Source organism: Nocardia sp. NPDC049190, assembly GCF_040648115.1.
Taxonomy (GTDB): Bacteria; Actinomycetota; Actinomycetes; order Mycobacteriales; family Mycobacteriaceae; genus Nocardia.
The window spans coordinates 1-20,263 of sequence record NZ_JBEZDE010000029.1; the positions used below are offsets into that span (position 1 = coordinate 1).

Sequence of the window (20,263 nt, forward strand, 5' to 3'; positions counted from 1 at the left end):
GCCGCAGCCTCATCCGCAGCCGCAGCCGCAGCCGCAGCCGCAGCCGCAGCCGCAGCCGCAGCCGCAGCCGTCGGCGGCGCCGGCGCCGGCGCCGGCGCAGTCGTGACGAGTAACGTGTGCTGCGTTACTTCGACAGCAGAGAAGCTGTGTTCCTCGAACTATTGCTGGAGGAATGGGAATCGTGGCTCGACCATCTCGCGGTCGACATCCAGGCCGAACACGACGCCACTGCCGATGACGCCGGCAGCCAGGCACGTCGTCTGGCGGCCGTGCTCGCAGAAACGCTGAGCAGCAGGCCGGTGCTGTGCGACCTGTTCGCGGCCACGTCGATCGAGTTGGAAACCAACGTGTCCTTCGCGACCGCACGATCGTTCAAGCAGCGTGCTTATGGACTCAACGATCGTCTCGTCGAGCTCACCCTCCGTGTCGCGCCCCTTCTGACCGAGACCGCCGCCACGGGGTTCGGCCGAGCCCTCATCATTACCGTGGCCGGTCTGTGGCCCTTCGCCCACCCCAACGACATCATCGCGGCAGCCGCCCTCGAGTCCGGTATCCGACTCGGCACGGAAAGATTCCAGAAGGACCTCGGCGACATCGCCACAGCACTCGCGATCGGCTTCGCAGCGCAGTGCGGCACTGAACCCGGCCCTGGCCCATGGCCTTGATCGCGCTGCCGCATGGGCCGGATCAAGACCGAGTCGCCCGCCTGTGGCCGACATCGCTGGCGGCCATACCGACGTCCTTGTCGGGAACAGGCGTGAGATGGTGACGTCGTCGTCACCGCGGCCGATCGGCGCGGGAGCGTGAATTCGCCGAATTCTCTTCCCCACCTGGCGGCTCCCATTCAGCGAACACCACGCGGTGGCGACACGTCCACGACCTGTCTCCGATGACTGGTAGGTGCTGCTTCGTAACGCAGGTACTTCGCTCAGGTCCGCTCGCGGTGGATACCGAACCATGGGCTGGTCGGCGTGCCACGCGACCGCGTCGGCCGAGCAGAAGCGCCTAAGCTCGACTTATGGAACTACGGCAGCTGCGGTACTTCGTCGCCGTCGCCGAGGAGCTTCATTTCGGCCGCGCCGCCGCGCGGCTGCACATCTCCGGCCCCGCGTTGTCCCAGCAGATCATCGCCCTGGAGCGGGACCTCGGGGCGCAGCTGTTCGGCCGCGACCGTCGCAGCGTCCAACTGACCGAAGCCGGACGGTCGCTGCTCGAGGACGCGCGCCAGATCCTCGCCATCGCCGCGGACGCACGGCAACGGGTCCGCCACCGGGCGGCCGAAGCCATACCACTGCGGCTGGGCTACGTCAGTTGGCTCCCGGACGACGTCATCGCGTGTATCGGCCCGACAGTGTCCCTGCTCATCGACGACTGGGTGTTGCCATCGCACGTGCAGGTCGGCCGTGTGGCCGAAGGCAGCCTCGACCTCGCGCTGGCTTGGACCAGTGCGCAGGACGCCGAGGCACGCGGCCTCAGCGCGCATCTGATGCGCGCGGAACCCCTTCAGGCGGTCTGCCCCGGGGTCAGTGCGGTCGAGACGGTGCCTGCCGCCAACGTCACCGTGCTGATCGACAGCGACGATTGGGCCTGGTCGTCCTGGCACCGGTTCGCTTTCGAATTCGCCACCCAGGTGGGCGCGAGCATCGCGAAGATCGATGACGGCGGGGTGTCGGGCGAAGCCTTCTATGCGCATGTCCGCGATATCAACGCACCGGTTCTCGCCTCGCCCAAACGGCACACCGCCGTCCCGCCGCCCAGCCTCCGGCATCGCCCGGTCGCCGACCCGATTCCGTTGTGGACGTGGTCATTGCTGCACCGCTCCGATGACGATCGCGGCAGTGTTCGGCACGCCGTCGAATCGCTGCTCACCCTCGCCGGCAGCCACCGCTGGCCCCGCCCGCCGATCGATCGATGGTGGGTACCTTCCGACGATCCGTTCCGTGCTGCGCTCAGTAGCGGCGATCAGCACGATGCCGGTGCGAAGTCCGGCTGATCACAGGTAGGAGCTTCGTCCTGGACTCCGCTATTCCGCCGGGCTTGAATCGAGTGCGGGATTTCAGGGAAAAGGAGGGAGTGCTGATGTCACGCGACCACGTTGTCGACCATCGCGCCCAGTTCGCGAGGGCCGAACGGGACGATGTGACCGGATATCGTCGGTCGACACTCACACGCACTGTGCTCGACAAGCTGAATCCACAGCGATCGCGACAGCACGCCGGCGAGGGCGCGAGTTTGCGGCACGGCCCCCGGTCTCGACTACACGCTCGATGGACCAAGGCGCGAGCCGTCGATGCCGACCGGGGGGCCTCGGAGCTGGATGACGTGCGTCGAACCGAAGTCGATGGCGTGCGGGTGACGTGGCGCTTGATCGAGCACCATCTGATCGCCATCCTCGCCGTCAACTCGTGTGACGCTTCCCCGGTCGCGTCCTTCGGTCCGGATCACTATCCGGATCTGGCGCAGGCTCGCGAACTGCTTCCAGAACTGGCGAAACTGTGGGACGCGGTGCGCCACGAATTCTGGGCCAAACTCATTCCCCCGCATCCGCGATTGTCGAGTGGTTGGCAACCGGCGTAACCGGTGGTGTGGCCGCTTCAGCGGCCGCGGGCAGCGGTCACATCCGTTGCCTGGTGCGCGAGCGCTGCGCTTGCGGGCTCACGGCGCCGAGTAGTCCGGTCAGTTCGGTGGTGGGGATCTGATCCAGGTGGTGCACCGCGGCGATGATCTGCTCACGCAATCCGGAGTCGGCGAACGGTTCACCGAGCCAGTGGAATTTGTCTACGACCCGATCCCACGACATCGGTCGCGTCGGTGATCCCTCGAAGTCCGCCTGTTCACGGTGGAATTCCCGGCCGTCGTGCAGAACGATGTGCACGCGCGCGGCGGTCCGTTTCGGGTATTCCGCGGTCAGGTCCGGCGCGGCGACCACGTCCACGCGCCGCAGCAGATCCTGGACGTCGGTGCGGCGGACCCGCTGGGTCCTCGTCTGCTCGGGGCCGACCTGCCCATCGAGCAACGCGACCGCGGTGAGGTACTTCAGGTCGTAGTCGCCTTGTTCCTTGGTCCACGGGTGGTCTTTGTCGCCGTAGTGACCGCCGCCCGCGAATTCGTAGGCGCCTTGGAAGACCTCGAGGGTGGCTCGGGCGACATCGACCCCGCTGAGGCCGTGCTCGTCGCGAATGGCGAGTGTCGCGTCAATGATGGCCTGACCGTGGATCAACGAGCAGTACTGCTTGAGGTAGGTCTGCTCGACAGCATTGAGCGAGCGGTCGCCGGTGTGGAAGTCGATCGGCTGATCGAACAACTGGTTCAGGCCATAAGGGCCTTCGAACAGCGACTTCGGTCCGGTGACGCCGCGCTGGGCAAGGAAGGTGGTGTAAACCGCGCGCATCGCGGTATTGGCGGGCGACACGCCTTTCCAGGTCGAGACCGGTTCGGTGTGCACGGCGGCCAGGGAAACGTTGTCCACGGTCGACGCAGCGATGGCATCCGCGGTGCGTGCCGCGTCGAGTTCGAGCAACTTGGCCGAGCCGGCGGCGACCGACATGGCCAACTGCAGCGCGTGATTGAGGCCGTGGGCCATCACCGGAACATGCGCGCTGAATCGACACTGGATCTCGTAGGCGATCGCGAGAGCGAGCAGGAAGTCCGCCCCGCTGGCGTCGACATGTTCGGCCACCGCGAGGATGGCGCCGAAGTTGTCGGCCGGATGACACAATCCGCCGGGAGTCAGATAGGTGTCCAGGAGATCGGGATAGCGCACCAGGACCGAGTTGAAGAACGCCGCCTGGTCGACCGATGCCCGCCCGCCACTGATGAAGGTCGAGGTCGGACGGCTGCTGAATTGTTCGGCGTGGGCACGGACGCCAGGGATCAGTTCGCCGTCGATCGCGCCGAGCGCGCAAGCGAGGCTATCGAGCACGTTACGTTTCAGCGTCGGCAGGCTGTGTTCGGACACATCGGCCGATTCGGCGGCCACTACGAACTCCGCGAGGTCGTCGACAGCATAGGTGTGCGTCATCCTTGCTCCGTCCGTCTCGAGGTCCGGTCTCGCCGCGATCCACAGTGGCGTGATACCGATTCCTGGACAAAGCTCTGACCGGTTGTCGGCCGGACTGCCAACGGAAAGTGCTGAACGGTCCGCTGCGGCCGTGGTGTCGGTCCCTCACCTTTTTCAATCGTTTCAATCCAACTTGGACACCTGATAATGGGTGATTCTGCCACCGTGCGGCCAGTCGGTCACCAGTACACTGAGATTTACCGAAATTGTCGGTCGATCGGTGAAGGAAAAATCGACGGCCAGATAACCGAGTACAAGATCGTCGGCCAGTCGGCGGGTTTCCAGAATTCGATACTCGGCAGTCATGCCGAGAGGTTGCGAGTCGTAGTACTCGGCGATGCCTTCGCGTCCGACGGTATACGGGTGCAGGCCCTGGAAAATCGCGTCCCCGGTGAAATTCGCCGCCACCCGCTCGGGTTCGTGCGCGTCGACGGCGGCCCGCCATCGGTCCAATACGCCACGCAGGATGGCTTCGTTCTCCGCCTTGTGGTTCATCGGACCCACCCGGCGGTGCGGATGCAGTGGGATATGCCGCTCCCCAGGGCGACTCGCGGGATGGAACTCATTGCGGAACACCTGCTTTCGAAATCTGGAACTGGGCCAAGAGCAGTGCTGGCTGCTACCGCACCCACCTAGAAGCGGCCACTGTCGAACCGCTCTGGCGACGACGTCGGGCGTTTCCTTTGGGTACGGCGTGGGCCGGTTCAGTCAAACCCGCCCGGTCGAGGCGAGTCCACTGCGTGCCGCCGATGACTGGTAGGCGCGACTTCCCGACGCAGGTAGGCGGTGTGCGCGTCTGCTCGTGTGTCGGACACAACACTCGTCGGTGCGCAGACCGCCACGCGCATGCGCCCACTGTGCGGCTCCCGTGCGAGGCGTGCGTATCTTTCGACCGCGACGCGGTCGACTAATGCAGTACCTCGAGCAGTTTCTGCGCCAGCGGCGCGGCCGAAGCGGGGTTCTGCCCGGTGTAGAGGTTGCGGTCCACCACCGTGTACGGCTTCCAGATTTCGCCACGGCTGAAGTTGAGGCCCATGTTGCGCAGTTCGTCCTCCAGCAGCCACCGGGCCTTGACGGCGAGTCCGACGGCGTTCTCCTCATCGTTGGTGTACCCCGTGACCTGATAGCCGATGAAGGGTGAGTCGCCCCTCACCCGGGTGGCCAGCAGCGCGACCGGCGCGTGGCAGACGATGGCGAGGGGCTTGCCGGACGCGAGCGCCGCGATCAGCAGCCGCCCCGAGTCGGCGTTGACGCAGAGATCTTCCATCGGACCGTGGCCGCCGGGGTAGTAGACGGCGTCGTAGTCCTCCAAGCGGACATCCGCCAGTTCGATCGGCCGCCGCAATTCCTCGGCGGCGCGCAGGGTGCTCTCCTGTTCCAGTGCGATTTGTTCACTGCCGGCCATCGAAGGACGCAGGCTCATCACATCGACGTACGGCGTAACCCCGCCGGGTGTGGCCACCACCACCGAGTGGCCGGTGCCGGTGAGCGCGCTGTACGGTGCCGCGAACTCTTCAGCCCAGTAGCCGGTCGGATGCCGGGTGCCGTCCTTCAGCGTCCAATAACTCGATCCGGTCATTACGAAGAGAATCTTGGCCATCTGAGAATCGCCTCCTTGTTCCGACTGCGGCAGGTTTTGGGAGGAAAGCCTGGACCCAAGGCGTATTTTATCGCCCCGACAGTGAATTATCGTAAATAATTGCACGGGCTGGATAAATTGCGCTCGCCCGTGACACCCCGTCGCCGGTCACCGCCGGAAAACCCATCTAGCGGCGGGCGGCTTCCGCGTCTGCCCATGCTCGGACGTCGCCGCGGTCGAGGGCCACGGCCAGCAGTGCGGGAAACTTGTCGGGGGTACAGGCGAACGCGGGAATGCCGAGGGCCGCGAGCGCAGCGGCATTCTCGTGGTCGAAGGCGGGAGCCCCGTCGTCGGAGAGGGCGAGCAGGACCACGATCTGGACACCGGACTCCTTCATCGCGGTGACGCGGCGGAGCATGTCGTCGCGGATGCCGCCTTCGTACAGGTCGGAGATGAGGACGAACAGCGTGTCGGCGGGTCGGGTGACAAGCGACTGGCAGTAGGCCAGCGCCCGGTTGATGTCGGTGCCACCGCCTAGTTGGGTACCGAACAACACCTCCACCGGATCGTCGAGTTTGTCCGTGAGATCGACGATTTCGGTATCGAAGACGACCAGCGATGTCCGCAGCGACCGAACGGCCGCCAGCACCGCGCCGAAGACCGACGCGTATACGACGCTGGTGGCCATCGATCCGGATTGGTCGATGGCGAGCACCACGTCGCGTCGCACAGCCTGCGACCTACGGCCGTAGCCGATCAGGCGTTCCGGCACGACCGTGCGGTGCTCGGGTAGATAGGTGGCGAGATTCTTGCGAATGGTGCGGTCCCAGTCGATATCCCGAGGTCGCGGGCGGGCGATCCGAGCCGCGCGGTTCAGCGCACCGGAGACCGCGGCGACAGTCTGTGTGGCGATGCGCTGTTCGATCTCGCGCACCACCGTCGCCACCACCATGCGCGCGGTCGCCTTGGTGGTTTCGGGCATGACCCGGTTGAGGCTCAGCAAGGTGCCGACCAGGTGCACGTCCGGTTCCACCGCATCGAGCAACTCCGGCTCCAGCAGTAGTTGGGTGAGGTTGAGCCGCTGTACGGCGTCGCGCTGCATCACTTCGACGACGGTGCCGGGGAAGTAGCCTCGAATATCGCCGAGCCAACGGGCAACCCGTGGCGCCGAGCCCTGTAGCCCGCCGGTGCGCTTGCCCGGCGACTGGTCGTCCGCGGTGTTGTACAGCGCCGACAACGCCCGGTCCATGGCCGCATCCTCGGCGGATCCGAGGGCACCGAGACCGTCCTCGGCCGCCGCGCCGAGCATCAAACGCCAACGCCGCGCCTGTGTTTCGTCGATAGCGTTCACACTGTCACCCCTAGGATCCGCGCCGCGGTGCGCGCCGCGATCGTTCCGCGTTCCAGGTCGATGCCCGCCGTGGCGCCCGCTGCCGTGCGGACGCGCCCACCGTCGCGCACCGCCTGCCCGATCGCCCGTCGTTCGCCCGATTCGAACGCACCGAAGGTCCGGCGCAGCAGCGGTAGCGTCTCGACGAACGCGTCGTCGTCGAGTCCGCGCAGCCAATCGTCGATCAGTCGCAACAACTCTCGGTCGTGCACCAGTAGCAGTCCGCGGCCGCCGAGGAACCCATCGATCCATGCCGCCTTGGCCGCAGTCGTGGCGCCGACCGACAGGGCCGCGGCCAGCTTGCCGGCGGACTCGGCGCCATCGATGCGACCTGCGTCGGCGAGCAGGCGGACAGCCCGCCCCACCAGCGCGCCATGGACGTCGTCGCGGTCGGCGAGACGGCGCAGCGCGGCCAGCCACGCGTCGGTTGCCCAGCTGTCGTCTCTGGTGTGGATGGCCGTGTGCGCCACGTCGAGCAGGCGGCGCAGTTCGGTGGCTGCGTCGGTATCCAGCGCCGTCACCGCGGTGGGCAGTCCCGCGCAAATGCGCACCAGCAGTTCGTCGGCCACGTGTCCGAGCGCCTTGGTGTCGGTGCCACGCACGTCGCCGTATCGCAGTGTTCTGATCAAGCCGGGCAGGGCGGCGAGCAGGTGGGTGACGTCGTGGTCGAGCGCGGCGGCGGATTCCAGCCGGGCGATCAGGCCATCGGTGGCGCCGCCGAGATCGGCGAGCAGGGCCGCCTCCAGCGCGGCGGTGAGTTCGCCGACGGTACGCTGCGCCCGGCCCGCGGCATCGAGGATCTTCGCCTCGGCCGCCAGGCGAACGGTGGTGCCCCAGCGCGAGGCCTCGATGATCGAAATGGCGTACTCGGGCCGCCATTGCAGCGTCCAGGTCTCCCGGAAGGTGCCGGTAGCGCGCACCTCGCTCGTGGTGAGCGTGCCCCACCCGATGTCGAGCACGCGCAGTCGGTGCAGCAGCCGCGACCGGTCGACCTGACGGTCTTCGCGCAGGTCCAGGTCGATGGTGCGGGCCCGCGGTTCCTGTTTCATGCGCAACGAGCGGATCGTGGCGCGCAGGTCCGCTGCCAGCGGCACAGTCGGGGTCGCCGCGGGGACACTGCCGATCGCCTCGCCGACGACGAGTTCGCCGGTCACCAGACGCAGCATCGTCTCGTCGCCGGAGCACAGCACCGCGCGGGTCGCCTCGGTGACTTCCGACAGGCCCGCGAGCGGACGGCCGCGCAGCGCGGCGAGGGTGTCCGCGAGCCGGACGGATTCGATGATGTGTGCGCTGGATACAGGCAGATCGTGCGCGCGCAGCACGCCGGCGACCTTCGTCAGCCACCGGACGATCGGCTGCTCGGTCTCGGTGAACAGATGGTAATACCAGCCCGGCGAGGTGACGCCGGCGCCGTACCCGGAGGTGGCGGCCAACCGCGAGTGCGTCCACGGCACCCAGGTGAGTCGGGCTCTGGTCTTCGGAAGTCCTTTCAGTAGCCGGGCATCGGCTGCGGCGGGACCGAGTTCGCCCGCCAGTGCGGGCGCGTGCCACGCCCCGCACACCACCGCCAGTCGGACCGCCCCGCCGCTGAGCGCCTTGCGCATGGTCTGTCGCATGTGGGCTTCGCGCCGCAGCGTGTGCGCGTCGATGATGATCGGCTCGGGCGGCGCCGGTCGGCCGATGCCGGTGTCGGCGAGTGCCTCGGCAACCGAATTCGCCTCGTGCGAGTATTCGCTGTGCGACGTTCGGTCGTTCGTCGATTCGGCCTGCGCGGCCGGGTGGTCCGCGGTGCCCGCCTCCGACATGCGTTCGGGCGCCGCCGGCTCGGCGGATTCCCGCAACGCTGCCATCGCCTCGGTGATGGCGTCGAACACATCCGCGTCGGGTGCGGATTCGACGACCGCGTCCCACCACCGCTCGGCATCGTCGTAGCCGCCCGCTTCGGCAAGGGCGGTCAGTGGATCGAACCGGTCTCCTGGTTCGTCCTCCGCGGCGAGCACGACGGTCGCGGGCAGATCGCAGAATCGCACGGGCACATCGTTGCGCACGGCATGGCGGAGGGCCTGCCACTCCGGCGAGAAGAGGGCGTACGGCCAGAATGCGGCTTTGGCCGGCGTGTTCGGCGCATAGGCCAGCAGCGCGACCGGCGGTGTCATCCCGTCGGCCGCGATATAGCCCACCAGTGGGTCGGCGTCCGCGGGCCCCTCGATGAGGATCATGTCGGGACCGAAGGCGGCCAAGGCGAGCCGCAGCGAGCGCGCCGAGCCGGGACCGTGGTGTCGAATGCCGAACACCCTGGTCACCGGCCCGGAGCCGGTGCCGGAACTCACCCGGTGACCTCACGGCAGGCTCGATAGAAATCCGACCAGTCCGGTCGTTCACGGACCACGGCCTCCAGGTACTCGGTCCAGACCACCGCGTCGGCCACCGGGTCCTTGATCACCGATCCGAGCACGGCGCCCGCGATGTCGGAGGCGCGCAACACTCCATCGCCGAAGTGAGCCGACAGCGCGATCCCGTTGGTGATCACCGAGATCGCCTCGGCGGTGGACAGCGTTCCCGACGGAGATTTGAGCTTGGTCCGCCCGTCGGCCGTGCTGCCGGAGCGCAGTTCGCGGAAGACCCGCACCACCCGCCGCACCTGCTCCGCCGCGGCGGGTACGGGGGGAAGGTCCAGGGCGGACCCCAATTGCTCGACCCGTCTGCGGACGATGGCGACCTCTTCATCCTCGCTGGATGGCAGGGGAAGCACCACCGTGTTGAACCGGCGGCGCAGCGCGGAGGACAGGTCGTTGACTCCGCGGTCGCGGTCGTTGGCGGTGGCGATGACGTTGAATCCTTTGGCGGCCTGCACCTCCGTGCCGAGTTCCGGCACCGGGAGCGTCTTCTCCGACAGCACGGTGATCAGTGCGTCCTGCACGTCGGAGGGGATGCGGGTGAGCTCCTCGATTCTGGCGATGGCGCCGGTGCGCATCGCGGTCAGCACGGGTGAGGGCACCAGCGCGCCCTCGGTCGGTCCTTCGGCGAGCAGTCGGGCGTAGTTCCAGCCGTACCGGATCGCTTCCTCCGCGGTGCCCGAGGTGCCCTGGACAAGCAACGTGGACGCACCGCTGATGGCCGCCGAAAGATGTTCCGAGACCCACGTTTTGGCAGTTCCCGGCACTCCGAGCAGCAGCAGCGCCCGATCGGTGGCCAGCGTCGCGACCGCCACCTCCATCAGCCGGCGCGGCCCGACGTACTTCGGGCTGATCACGGTGCCGTCGTCGAGCGTGCCGCCGAGCAGGTAGGTGACCACCGCCCAGGGCGACAGCCGCCACGACGGTGGCCTCGGCCGTTCGTCGGCTGCGGCGAGTACGCGCAGTTCGTCGGCGTACTCCTGCTCGGCATGCGGGCGCAGCAGCGCCGGCGTCGGGTCGGTAGTGGTCACTGCAACTCCTCGAGCATCATCGAGCGCTGGTTGAGGTCATGGGCGAGCTGGTCGAAGGCGTTCTCCCAGGCGGGATCAGCGCACCGGCGCGCCACCCCGGTGACGGCGCCCGCGATGGTGACCGGAAGATGCACGGCGGCCGCGGCGAGCAGCGATCGGTGCGCGTTCGGTGCGGTGCCATGCGTGTCCGGGCGGCGGGCCGCGGCCCGCGCCCGCTCGAACAGCAACAGGATCAGGTGCTGTGCCAACGGTTCCGGCCACGGATGGCCCATCGCCGGTAACAGCGCCTCGATTTCGGACAGCCACGAGCCGTCCAGCCGGGTCAGATGCCCGGTCCGGTCGGACAGCGGAAGCAGCGCGAACAACTCACGCCGGCGCAACATGGCCAGATCGGTGGGCACTCCCGCCTCGAACAGTGCCCGTCCCCATGACGAATCCTGCTGCGCCAGTGCGGCATCCACCCACCCGTCGAAGATCGGTTGGCGAAACCGGTCCTCGACCGAGGCGCGCACCGCCCGCTCCGGCGTATCGAGCAGTCGTGCCCAGTGGGTCAGCGGGGTCGCCGCGACCAGCTGCCGCAATCGAGCGGCCGCATTGTCGGGCGCGCCGTTCCAGCGGTAGCTGAATTCGACGGTGCGATCGGTGATCCCGTCCCGCCGGGTCGCGGCGTCGATCGTATCCGGCAGGGCGAGAACGAGATTCGTGTGGCGAAACCGGTGTTCGATGCGTACCCACGCATGCGCTCGGTCGCGCATACGACGCGCGAATGCCGAATCCGGCAGCAGCGCCAGGAGCGCGGCCGCGGTACGGCGCACGTCAGCACGCCGATCGTCCAGCGCTGCCTCCAGTAGTGGTTCGTCATCCGGCGCGATGCCCTCGGCGAAAACTGCCAGCAGCTCCGCCTTGATCGGACCGGATTCCGTCGGCCAGGCCGCGGTGAGTCGCTCCCTGGCCACGGCGGCGTCGCGTCGCCGGAGTTCGGCGAGCCAGTCGCGTCGCTCGGGCGGTTGACCGAATCGCCAGGTGTCCTCGGCACGATCGGGCACGCCGGGCTGCCGCACCAGGCTCTGCCACTCCGGACGCCACGCCGCCAGCCAGTTGCCTCGGATTCCGGCCAGACGCAGTAACGGCTCGCGCAATCCGACATCGATCGTCGCGTGCTCCAGCAGTTGCCCGCTCAACGCGTCCGGGGCCCGATAGTTGTGCGGCGCTGCCGCGTCGAACCATTCGGGAAGAAAGACCGATCGCTGCTCCAGCAGGCTGGCCAGGCGCGCCGCCGCCGCGCGTGGCAACCGGCGACGGCTGTCGTCCGCCGCGGGTTCGGGCGCGGTCGCGGCGGACGGGCAGATGCCGCCGCGGACGAAAACATCCTGTAGCGCTGCGGATTCGAGTAGCCGCAACGCCGGATCGGTCGACAGCCGCGCCGTGGCGCGCGCCACCGGAGGCGTGAGCAGGTCGAGATCCGGGGTCCGGCGTGCGGTGCCGAGCAGCGCGACGGAGGTGAGATCGGTGCCGGAGGTCCGCGCGGCAAGTGAATTCGGCGTGCTGCGGCCGACCCGGTCCGTCACAATCAGGTCGATGACCTCGCCCGCGGTGAACACCGACATCGGAATCAGCCCGCCGGTACTCCATTCGGCGGCCACCGTGACCGGGTGGCCGCCGGAGACGCCGAGCAGCCGCCACGGCTGGTCGGTACCTGTGATCGGCAGCGCCGTGCCATCGGATTCGGTGACGTACCAGCCCTCGGCGGTCCGCGTGGGAACCACATCGACCAGCAGCATCGGCCAGGTGCGCAGCCACGGGTCGCAGCCGAGCGCGGTGGCGTGGGCGGCCAGCGCGGTGGCGATCGTGTGCGGCCGGTCCGGATCGACGGGCAGTGTCGTGAACGGTTCGGCGGCGCCGTACTGCTCGCCCCACAGCGCGCGCAGCGGTGCGGCGCCCGGATAGTAGTGCAGCTCGGCGTCGGCCAGCTCACCGAGCGCGGGGAGATCGGCGGGGAAGCTCGGGGAGCCGAAGGAGTGGTCGATGATCAGCCCCCACCGTCTGTGGACGCGCCCGTACAGCCAGGTGCGCCTGGTGTAGAGCCGCTCGTCGGCCGAGATCTGTCGACCGAACACCATCCAGCGGTCCCGCACCGCGGGCTCGGCGCGCACCAACTCTGCCGGGGTCGGGTAGCCGATATGGGTGCGGATGCTGGCGCGCAACGCCGGCGACAAGTCGTCGAGCTGCCGGTGCGCGGCGACGAGTAGGTGTATCCGCGCGTATTCGCGCAGCACGACATCGGGCCAGTCGGCCCTGGTGGCCATCGTCGTCGCCAGCCCGCGCAGGGCCGAGGCGATGCCGGGCGCTTGCGCGTCGACCATCCTCGCGGCGATGGACTCGAAGGCGTGGAACGAGCGGTCGGTCTGTGCCAACCCGGTGCGTACCTGGTCACCGAGCCAGATATCCAGTTCCGCCAACCCCGCGGTGACCCGCATCCTGCGCTGTTCGGCGGTGGCTGGATTCGGTGTGTGGATGCGTGGTCCGACCCGGGCCGCCGCCCGCCCGGCCCGGCCGCCGAGCCAGGCCGCGGCGAAGCTCGCGGTCTGGGCGACCACGGGAACCTCGCCCGCTGCCCAGGACAGCAACAGCGACAACGCGTGCTTGCACGGAAACTTGCGGCTGGGGCACGAGCAACTGTAGGCGGGACCGGACAGATCGATGATGGTCTGGTACGGCGTGGCGCCGCTGCCCGAATACCGCCCCCACAGCGCGGCCTCGTGCTGCCCGGCATCGCGCCGACGGCCCGCGAGTTTCCGCGCCGCGGACAGCACGTTCGCGTCCGGTGCGAGCGCCGTGACCTGGTCTTCGGTCCACGGCGTCGTCATTGTGCGGCTCGATGGTGCCTCATCGCCTTCCCCGTTCCTCGGTTGACCGGATTTCTACCGCAGACCACCGACAAATGTCGCCCCCGACGGTGCTGGTGCACGGAAATTCCTGTCTCAGCGGCACATTCGCCGGCCGAGATGATCTTGCGTCGATCAATGCACTCTGGCATTCTGTGCTGTTCGGCTGGACCGAGCCACCCGGAACGGGTGTGGACACCATCGAGCTGCCCGCCGGGGTTGGCGAGGGGTGGACATCGAGGCGGGGCCGAGCCGTTTCGATGGCCATATCCATCCCCGCGGGCAGATTCGCGCCGGCCCTGTGGGCGAATTCGGCGGCATCGGGTAGCGTTTCGCACAGCTTCGACAATGCTGCCGTGCACGGGGCCGGAGGACGTGGCGGCTCCATGGTGAGGGGGGTTTTCGCATGCGCCCGGATTCCGATGCCGTCCAGGTCGGCGGCTCCTCGGAGTCCGCACCCCGGCTGTCCGACGTGGTGACCAGGCGCCTCGCCGAAGATCCCGTGGTGACGCCGTCGGTCGCGCGGACCGTGCTGCGCGCGCTCGGTGGCGCGGAGTCCGATAACTCGGCAACGGAATTCGATCACTCCGGGATCTTCCTGCGCGCCATCCGGGTGCGGGGATTCCGCGGCATCGGCCCGGAGACGACGCTGCACCTGCCGCCCGGTCCCGGCCTCACCCTGGTGGTCGGCCGCAACGGCAGCGGTAAATCCAGTTTCGCCGAGGCCGCCGAACTGGCGCTGACCGGCGGGAATCGCCGATGGGACGGCCGTTCGGCCGCGTGGCGAGAAGGCTGGCGCAACCTGCACGACGGCAGCGCGGCCCGCATCGAGTTGGCGCTGCTGTCCGCGGGGGGTGCGCCCGGTCTGACCATCACGAAGGAGTGGGAACCCACCGCCGACCTGGCCGATGCGCACTGGACCGAGCAGCAGCTGCCCGGTCCGCCAGCGGATTTCGACACCGACCGGTGGGCGGCCCAGCTGGAGCTCTACCGTCCTTTCCTGTCTTACAGCGAACTCGGTGCGCTGGTCGACGGCAAGCCGAGCGATCTGTTCGATGCCTTGCACCAGTTGCTCGGCCTCGACGAACTCACGGTGGCACAGGAACGAATCCGGGTTCGCCGGCTGGAATTGGAACGTGCCGTCCGAGACTCGCGCCAGGAACGCGTGGCACTGCTCGAGCTGCTGGCGACGGTGGCCGACGACCGGGCGGCGCGGGTGGCCGATCTGCTGCGCTCCGCACAGCCGGATCTCGCCGCGGTCGGTCGCGAGGTACTCGGCGTCGTCGACGACCCGGTCGGATCGGACGGGTTGCGGGCCATCGTTCGGCTCGCGCTGCCGACCGGCACGGACGTGGCGCAGGTCGCCGTCCGGCTGACGGAGTGTGGCGCGGCCCTGGCGAGGGACACGACCATCGACGCGGCGGCCGACCTTCGGATTCTGGAGTTGTTGCGGAAGGCGCGCGATCACCAGAAGGCGAGCGGGACCTGCTCGTGCCCGGTCTGCGGGCGCGGCGCACTCGACGATGAGTGGGTTCGCGACACCGAGGCCGCTATCGAACAGCTCGCCGTCCGGGTCGACGCGCTCGCCACCGCGCGCGCCGAACTGGACGATGCCGTACGCGCCGTACGGGCACTGCCGAATCTCGTTCCGGCCGAACTGGATTTCGATCCACGCACACCGCCGTCGGTGGACACCTCCGCGGTGCGCGCGGCGTGGGCCGAGTGGGCGGCGATGTCCTGCGCCGACTACACCCCCGAACTGCCCGATCAACTGCGTGGCGTGCACGCGCGACTGGCCGACGAACTCGAGCTGCTGCAGCAGGGGACCCGTAAAGAACTCGACCGCTTGCACGAGGTGTGGACGCCGCTGGTGCCGCGAATCGCGAGCTGGTTGGAGGGCGCCCACAAGGTCGCCGCCGACACGGCCGAACTGCGCACGGTGAAGAAGGCCGAGGACTGGCTGAAGTCGGCTACCGCGGGTTTGCGGGGCGAGCGCATGACACCATTGGCGACGACGGCGCGTTGGGTGTGGCAGACGCTGCGCCAGCAGAGCAACGTCGAACTCGGCGCGATTCGGTTGCAGGGCAACGCGGGAACCGCGCGTCGGGTGCTGCTGGACGTGACCGTGGACGACGTGGACGGCGCCGCGCTCGGTGTGATGAGCCAAGGGGAACTGCACGCGCTCGGTCTCTCGCTGTTCCTGCCCCGGGCCACGGTCGAAGAGAGCCCTTTCCGTTTCGTCATGATCGACGACCCGGTGCAGGCGATGGACCCGGCGAAAGTGGACGGTCTGGCGCAGGTGCTCGCCACGGTCGCGTGGACCCGCCAGGTGGTGGTCTTCACCCACGACGAGCGACTCGCCGAGGCGGTGCGGCGGATGTCGCTCGACGCCACCGTGCTGGAGGTGCAGCGCCGCGACCGCTCGGTGGTCGAAGTGCGGGTGTCGAGCGATCCGATCCGCCGCTACCTCGACGACGCCCGCGCGCTGGTGCGCACTCCGCAACTGCCCGTGGCGATCGCCGACGAACTCGTCGCCACCTGCTGCCGTTCGGCCGTCGAGGCGGCCAGCCTGGCCAGGGCCCGGCGCACCCTGCTCGCCGCGGGGATCGACCACCACGAGGTCGAACGCCACATCGACGCCGCGCACTCCACCAGGGCCAAGGTGGCGCTCGCGGTGTTCGGGGTCGGCAGCAAGGTGGACGACCTGAACAAGAACCTGATCGCGCGCGAGGGAAAGTGGGTGGTGGACGCCCTGCGTGACGCCACGGCGGGCGCGCATGTGCCGATCGGGCGCACTATGCGCGAGTTGATCGGCGAGACCGAGAAGTTCGTCGAGTGGCTGAGCCGGTGAGGCGATGGTGACCGGGCGGCGTCCACCGACCGGCGGACGCCGCGGACCCGGGCCGCGCGGACCGCGCAACGGCTCGCGGCGCCCGCGCACCAATCGTCCTTCGGTGGCCGAGCGGTTCGACACCGTGGATCGACTGTTGGCCGGTTCGGTGACCGATGCGGGCGGCCTGTGGTCCAGGGCGGTCGCGTGGATTCTGCGGATCGCCCTGGAACAGGCGGTCGACGAACTGTGGTCGCGGCTGGCGCCCGCGTTGGCCCGCTGTCCGATGCGGGCGCAGCTGATCGCCTTGCGTGCCTTCGCCGGACCGGAGGTGGCGGCCCGAGTCGCGGCATTGTGGGCGGCGCTGTCGCGGGCCGCGCACTACCACGACTACGAGCTCGCGCCGAGCGTCACCGATCTACGCCGGTGGCGGGAACAGACCGTCGCGCTCACCGCGGAGTTGGCGGCCGTCCACGCGCACCGTTGATATCCGCGCGCACCGTCCGGGAGGGCCGCGGTCAGGGAGTCGACCGCGGTGGGCCGCCGATGACGTGGTCGATGATCCCGTATTCCTTGGCCTCGGCTGGGGTGAACCATCGGTCGCGGTCCCAGTCGGTCAGGATCTGCTCGTGAGTCCGACCGGTGTGCTCGGCGACGAGCCCGGCGAGTTGGCGCTTCATGAGCGCTTGCTGCTCGGCCAGGATGAGGATGTCGGTCGCGGAGCCGCCGAGTCCGGCGGAAGGCTGATGCATCAGGATGCGCGTATGCGCGAGCGCATGACGTTTGCCTGCGGTGCCGCAGGTGAGCAGCACCTGCGCCATCGATCCGGCCAAGCCCATCGCGTAGGTCGCGATGTCGCAGCCGACGTAGGTCATCGTGTCGTAGATGGCCATGCCCGCGTCCACCGAGCCGCCAGGAGAGTTGATGTACAAGCTGATCTCGCGGTCCGGATCTTCGGCAGCGAGCAGCAGCAACTGCGCGCACAGCCGGTTGGCGATGTCGTCGTCGACCTGTCGGCCGAGAAAGATGACGCGTTCACGGAGGAGTCGTTCGTGTACCGAGTCGTCGAAGGTGAGTCCACTGGTAGCCATGGCCAGAGCGTAGGAGTCGGCCGAGCATCCTGGAATGGGAGTTCTCCGACAGCGAATTACGCTGTGAGCGAACATAATTCAGCGTCAGATCGCGGTTCGCCGGGGTATAGGCGACACCCGAGGCGGGTGCGTCGTTCGCCCGGCGGCATGATCGGTGGCATGAGCGAGGGCGGGCGAGGGACAGTCATGAGCGGATCGCGTAGGTGCCCGTGCGGTCGGGGCGAGGCATTCGACGACTGCTGCGGCCCGGTGCTGCGCGGCGAACGATCCGCCGCGACGGCGGAGGCGCTGATGCGGTCGCGCTACACCGCGTTCGCGAGCGGGGACGTCGACTACCTGTTGCGGTCCTGGCATCCGCGCACCCGTCCGCCGGAGATGCTGCTCGATCCGGCGCAACGCTGGCTGTTCCTGGAGATTCGCGCGGCCGAACAGGGTGGTTTGTTCGACGACAGCGGCACGGTGGAGTTCGTCGCGCACTATCGGGACGACAACGGGCGCGGCATGCTGCACGAGGTGAGCAGGTTTGCCCGGTCCGATGGCGCGTGGGTTTACCTGGACGGCACGTTCCAGGCGTGATCGGTAGCGTCGGTGGGCATGGCACGCGTCGCGATCGAATACTGCACCCAATGCCGCTGGCTGTTGCGGGCGAGCTGGATGGCGCAGGAGTTGCTGAGTACCTTCGCCGCGGAATTGAACGAGGTCGCGCTGATCCCGGGTTCGGGTGGGATATTCCGGATCACCGTCGACGGCGAGCAGATCTGGGAGCGCAAGGCCGACGGCGGATTCCCCGAGATCGCGGCGCTCAAGCAAAGGGTGCGCGACCGCGTCGCGCCCGAGCGTGATCTCGGTCATGCAGACCGGCGGGACTGAAGCCGGTCCTGGCCGGATCCCTCAGCCGCAGCAGCCGCCGCCGCAGCAGCCGCCCGCGGGACCCGGCGCCGGTGCTGGCGCCGGTCGGCCGCTGTCGCCGCCCCTGGTGACCGTGGCGAATGTGGTCAGCAATTTGACCGTGTCGTCGTGGCCGCGCGGACAGGTCGCGGGCGCCGAGGCCTCCGCCATCGGGCGGGTCATCTCGAACGTGTCACCGCAGCCGCGGCACCGATAGCTGTAACTCGGCATTCGGCCAGTGTAAGGCCTGTGGCACCGGGTTGTTCGGGTCGGCCCGCGCACACCCGTCGGATCCCTCCGTCGCGGCCCCTGACTGCCGGCATCGGGTCAGCGGCCCGATGGGCCGTGGTGTCGACAGACGTGACCGATTCGACACGGCTGATCTCGACCCGGCCTGAACAGCGATTGCTTCGTCCGACATGCGGCAATGTCCTGGCAACGAAACGTTGTCGTCCTGATCTCCGAAGTACTCTCGAAAAGAGGTGATGAGGAGGTCTGAGATGAGCGCTCAGTTCTTCGAGACGGCGCCCGGTCCCGACGACCTCGGCGAACCGGTCGCGCGTACCACTTACGGCGACGTTCGTGGCGTGCGCTCGGGTTCGGTTGCGGTCTGGCGCAGCATTCCCTACGCGGCCGCGCCGTCGGGAACGTCGCGATTCGCGCCCCCGCAGCCGCCATCGACCTGGGAAGGGGTGCGTGACTGCACCAGCTTCGGTCAGATCGCGCCGCAGACGATGGGCGCCATGGTCCCGGTCGACTCTGATCTGACGATGGGCGAGGACTGTCTGTGGCTGAACGTCTGGTCGCCGCGGCACGACGGCGCCCGCGACCGTGCCTCCGACCCGGACGAGCCGCGGCCGGTCCTGGTCTGGCTGCACGGTGGTGCGTACTGCCTGGGCACCGCGGCGCAGGAGATCTACGACGGGCGCAAGCTGGCCGCGACCGGCGACGTCGTGGTCGTCGGCGTGAACTATCGCCTGGGCGCGCTCGGCTTTCTCGACCTATCGTCGCTCGGCGACGACTTCGTGCCCAATCTCGGTCTGCGCGACCAGATCGCCGCGCTGGAGTGGGTGCGCGACAACATCGCCGCGTTCGGTGGCGACCCGGGCAATGTCACGCTGTTCGGTGAGTCGTCCGGCGCAGGCTGTGTCACCGCGCTGCTGACTTCGCCGCGCGCGTGCGGTCTGTTCCACCAGGCGATCGCGCAGAGCCCGCCCGCCACCACGGTCTTCGGGCAGGAGCGGGCGGCGACGGTGGCGCGGCGGTTCTTGGAGCTGATGGATTTGCCCGCTGCGCGGGCCAAGGAGCTGTTGGCATGCCCGATCGACCGGATTGTCGCGGCGGCGGGGGTGCTGCTCGACGAGATCCCGTTGAAGGAGCCGGGTCGGTTGGCGGCCGCTCCGGTGGTCGATGGCGAACTCCTGCCCACCTACCCGATCGATCGGTTTCAGCAGGGCCGCTCGCACCGGGTGCCGCTGATCATCGGCACCAACAAGGACGAGGCGTCACTGTTCCGGTTGTTCCGCTCGCCGATCATGCCGGTGACCCCGGACGCGGTGAACGTGATGCTGCGCGACGTCGCGGCCGGCCACCCGGAGTGGTCACCGGAGCGGATCGCCGAGATCACGTCGGCCTACCCCGATCTGGCCACGACTCGTGGCGCGCTGGCGATGTCCACCGACGCGGCCTTCCGGATGCCGGCGCACTGGGTGGCCGATGCGCACGCCCAGCACTCGCCGACCTGGATGTATCGCTTCGACTACGCCACTCCCATGCTGCGTGCGGCTCGTGTCGGTGCGGGCCACGCCACCGAATTGCCCTATGTCTTCGGCAACTTCGGTACCTTGAACCACGATCCGACCTTCTGGCTCGGCGGCCGCAAGGTCGCGATGGAGGTGTCCGGGCGGATGATTCGCCGCTGGGTCGCTTTCGCGACCCACGGCGTCCCCGCCGCCCTCGACGGTTCGAAACACTGGCCCCCCTACCGTCTGTCCGCCCGGACCACCCTGGTCATCGACGCCGTCGACCGAGTGGTGGACGACCCTGATCGCGACTTGCACAGCGCGTGGGGTGACCAGGCCGTGGGATTCAGTTAGCGCGGCGCCGCGACGTC

At 68.5% G+C, this 20,263-nt stretch carries 17 protein-coding genes; 8 read left to right on the forward strand and 9 right to left on the reverse strand.

The features are described 5' to 3' along the window. The first annotated feature begins 116 nt into the window (after positions 1-116). From AB0B25_RS23080 to AB0B25_RS23090, 3 genes are all read left to right on the forward strand, one after another. A complete protein-coding gene (locus tag AB0B25_RS23080) occupies positions 117-665 on the forward strand; it encodes a hypothetical protein (protein WP_357183002.1) in 549 nt (182 codons plus the stop codon). A gap of 353 nt (positions 666-1,018) precedes the next feature. After that, the gene (locus AB0B25_RS23085; RefSeq protein WP_357183005.1) at positions 1,019-1,993 is read left to right on the forward strand and encodes a LysR family transcriptional regulator; all 975 of its coding nucleotides are present in this window, start codon (positions 1,019-1,021) and stop codon (positions 1,991-1,993) included. Between the two features lie 86 nt (positions 1,994-2,079). Then, entirely contained in the window at positions 2,080-2,577 is a 498-nt protein-coding gene (locus AB0B25_RS23090) for a hypothetical protein (protein ID WP_357183008.1), read from the forward strand. A gap of 37 nt (positions 2,578-2,614) precedes the next feature. Here AB0B25_RS23090 and AB0B25_RS23095 read toward each other — a convergent pair whose 3' ends face one another. The 7 genes from AB0B25_RS23095 to AB0B25_RS23125 form a co-directional block, all read right to left on the reverse strand. Beyond that, positions 2,615-4,021: an MmgE/PrpD family protein gene (locus AB0B25_RS23095; RefSeq protein ID WP_357183011.1), complete on the reverse strand. Its 1,407-nt coding sequence runs from the start codon at positions 4,019-4,021 to the stop codon at positions 2,615-2,617. 162 nt (positions 4,022-4,183) lie between these two features. Beyond that, the gene (locus AB0B25_RS23100; protein WP_357183014.1) at positions 4,184-4,555 is read right to left on the reverse strand and encodes a hypothetical protein; all 372 of its coding nucleotides are present in this window, start codon (positions 4,553-4,555) and stop codon (positions 4,184-4,186) included. A 412-nt stretch (positions 4,556-4,967) separates the two neighbouring features. Further along, a complete protein-coding gene (locus tag AB0B25_RS23105) occupies positions 4,968-5,660 on the reverse strand; it encodes a type 1 glutamine amidotransferase domain-containing protein (protein ID WP_357183017.1) in 693 nt (230 codons plus the stop codon). Positions 5,661-5,826: 166 nt separating this feature from the next. Beyond that, the gene (locus AB0B25_RS23110) at positions 5,827-6,948 is read right to left on the reverse strand and encodes a VWA domain-containing protein (RefSeq protein WP_357183177.1); all 1,122 of its coding nucleotides are present in this window, start codon (positions 6,946-6,948) and stop codon (positions 5,827-5,829) included. 38 nt (positions 6,949-6,986) lie between these two features. Next, positions 6,987-9,359 (reverse strand): DUF5682 family protein, encoded by a 2,373-nt coding sequence (locus tag AB0B25_RS23115; protein ID WP_357183020.1) that lies wholly within the window; start codon positions 9,357-9,359, stop codon positions 6,987-6,989. Further along, on the reverse strand, positions 9,356-10,456 hold the full coding sequence (locus tag AB0B25_RS23120; protein ID WP_357183023.1) for an AAA family ATPase: 1,101 nt from the start codon (positions 10,454-10,456) through the stop codon (positions 9,356-9,358). The genes AB0B25_RS23115 and AB0B25_RS23120 overlap by 4 nt, the downstream gene beginning before the upstream one ends. Further along, on the reverse strand, positions 10,453-13,323 hold the full coding sequence (locus AB0B25_RS23125) for an SWIM zinc finger family protein (RefSeq protein WP_357183025.1): 2,871 nt from the start codon (positions 13,321-13,323) through the stop codon (positions 10,453-10,455). Before AB0B25_RS23125 ends, AB0B25_RS23120 begins: the two co-directional genes overlap by 4 nt. A gap of 424 nt (positions 13,324-13,747) precedes the next feature. Between AB0B25_RS23125 and AB0B25_RS23130 the strand changes: the two genes are divergently transcribed. After that, positions 13,748-16,192 carry an AAA family ATPase gene (locus AB0B25_RS23130; protein ID WP_357183027.1) on the forward strand — a complete coding sequence of 815 codons (2,445 nt, stop codon included), beginning with the start codon at positions 13,748-13,750 and terminating at the stop codon, positions 16,190-16,192. 103 nt (positions 16,193-16,295) lie between these two features. Continuing rightward, positions 16,296-16,658, forward strand: a complete 363-nt coding sequence (locus AB0B25_RS23135) for a hypothetical protein (RefSeq protein WP_357183030.1) — start codon at positions 16,296-16,298, stop codon at positions 16,656-16,658. Positions 16,659-16,689: 31 nt separating this feature from the next. On the opposite strand, the gene AB0B25_RS23140 is transcribed toward AB0B25_RS23135, so the two are convergent. Next, complete coding sequence (locus AB0B25_RS23140) at positions 16,690-17,262, reverse strand: ATP-dependent Clp protease proteolytic subunit (RefSeq protein ID WP_357183032.1); 573 nt, start codon at positions 17,260-17,262, stop codon at positions 16,690-16,692. Positions 17,263-17,448: 186 nt separating this feature from the next. Here AB0B25_RS23140 and AB0B25_RS23145 point away from each other — a divergent pair, with 186 nt between their 5' ends. Next, entirely contained in the window at positions 17,449-17,838 is a 390-nt protein-coding gene (locus AB0B25_RS23145) for a YchJ family metal-binding protein (protein ID WP_357183035.1), read from the forward strand. Between the two features lie 18 nt (positions 17,839-17,856). After that, positions 17,857-18,132 (forward strand): SelT/SelW/SelH family protein, encoded by a 276-nt coding sequence (locus AB0B25_RS23150; RefSeq protein ID WP_357183038.1) that lies wholly within the window; start codon positions 17,857-17,859, stop codon positions 18,130-18,132. Positions 18,133-18,153: 21 nt separating this feature from the next. On the opposite strand, the gene AB0B25_RS23155 is transcribed toward AB0B25_RS23150, so the two are convergent. Further along, positions 18,154-18,381, reverse strand: coding sequence for a zinc ribbon domain-containing protein (locus AB0B25_RS23155; protein ID WP_357183041.1), 228 nt, complete (start codon positions 18,379-18,381; stop codon positions 18,154-18,156). A gap of 269 nt (positions 18,382-18,650) precedes the next feature. Here AB0B25_RS23155 and AB0B25_RS23160 point away from each other — a divergent pair, with 269 nt between their 5' ends. Then, positions 18,651-20,246 carry a carboxylesterase/lipase family protein gene (locus AB0B25_RS23160; protein ID WP_357183045.1) on the forward strand — a complete coding sequence of 532 codons (1,596 nt, stop codon included), beginning with the start codon at positions 18,651-18,653 and terminating at the stop codon, positions 20,244-20,246. The last annotated feature ends 17 nt before the right edge of the window (positions 20,247-20,263 follow it).

Bases quoted from the DNA above. Each gene is read 5' to 3' on its own strand.
- AB0B25_RS23150 (WP_357183038.1), top strand. From the start codon at position 17,857: ATGGCACGCGTCGCGATCGAATACTGCACCCAATGCCGCTGGCTGTTG.
- AB0B25_RS23085 (WP_357183005.1), top strand. From the start codon at position 1,019: ATGGAACTACGGCAGCTGCGGTACTTCGTCGCCGTCGCCGAGGAGCTT.
- AB0B25_RS23125 (WP_357183025.1), bottom strand. From the start codon at position 13,323: ATGACGACGCCGTGGACCGAAGACCAGGTCACGGCGCTCGCACCGGAC.
- AB0B25_RS23105 (WP_357183017.1), bottom strand. From the start codon at position 5,660: ATGGCCAAGATTCTCTTCGTAATGACCGGATCGAGTTATTGGACGCTG.
- AB0B25_RS23130 (WP_357183027.1), top strand. From the start codon at position 13,748: ATGCGCCCGGATTCCGATGCCGTCCAGGTCGGCGGCTCCTCGGAGTCC.
- AB0B25_RS23110 (WP_357183177.1), bottom strand. From the start codon at position 6,948: ATGCTCGGCGCGGCGGCCGAGGACGGTCTCGGTGCCCTCGGATCCGCC.
- AB0B25_RS23145 (WP_357183035.1), top strand. From the start codon at position 17,449: ATGAGCGGATCGCGTAGGTGCCCGTGCGGTCGGGGCGAGGCATTCGAC.
- AB0B25_RS23155 (WP_357183041.1), bottom strand. From the start codon at position 18,381: ATGCCGAGTTACAGCTATCGGTGCCGCGGCTGCGGTGACACGTTCGAG.
- AB0B25_RS23140 (WP_357183032.1), bottom strand. From the start codon at position 17,262: ATGGCTACCAGTGGACTCACCTTCGACGACTCGGTACACGAACGACTC.
- AB0B25_RS23100 (WP_357183014.1), bottom strand. From the start codon at position 4,555: ATGAACCACAAGGCGGAGAACGAAGCCATCCTGCGTGGCGTATTGGAC.
- AB0B25_RS23160 (WP_357183045.1), top strand. From the start codon at position 18,651: ATGAGCGCTCAGTTCTTCGAGACGGCGCCCGGTCCCGACGACCTCGGC.
- AB0B25_RS23095 (WP_357183011.1), bottom strand. From the start codon at position 4,021: ATGACGCACACCTATGCTGTCGACGACCTCGCGGAGTTCGTAGTGGCC.
- AB0B25_RS23090 (WP_357183008.1), top strand. From the start codon at position 2,080: ATGTCACGCGACCACGTTGTCGACCATCGCGCCCAGTTCGCGAGGGCC.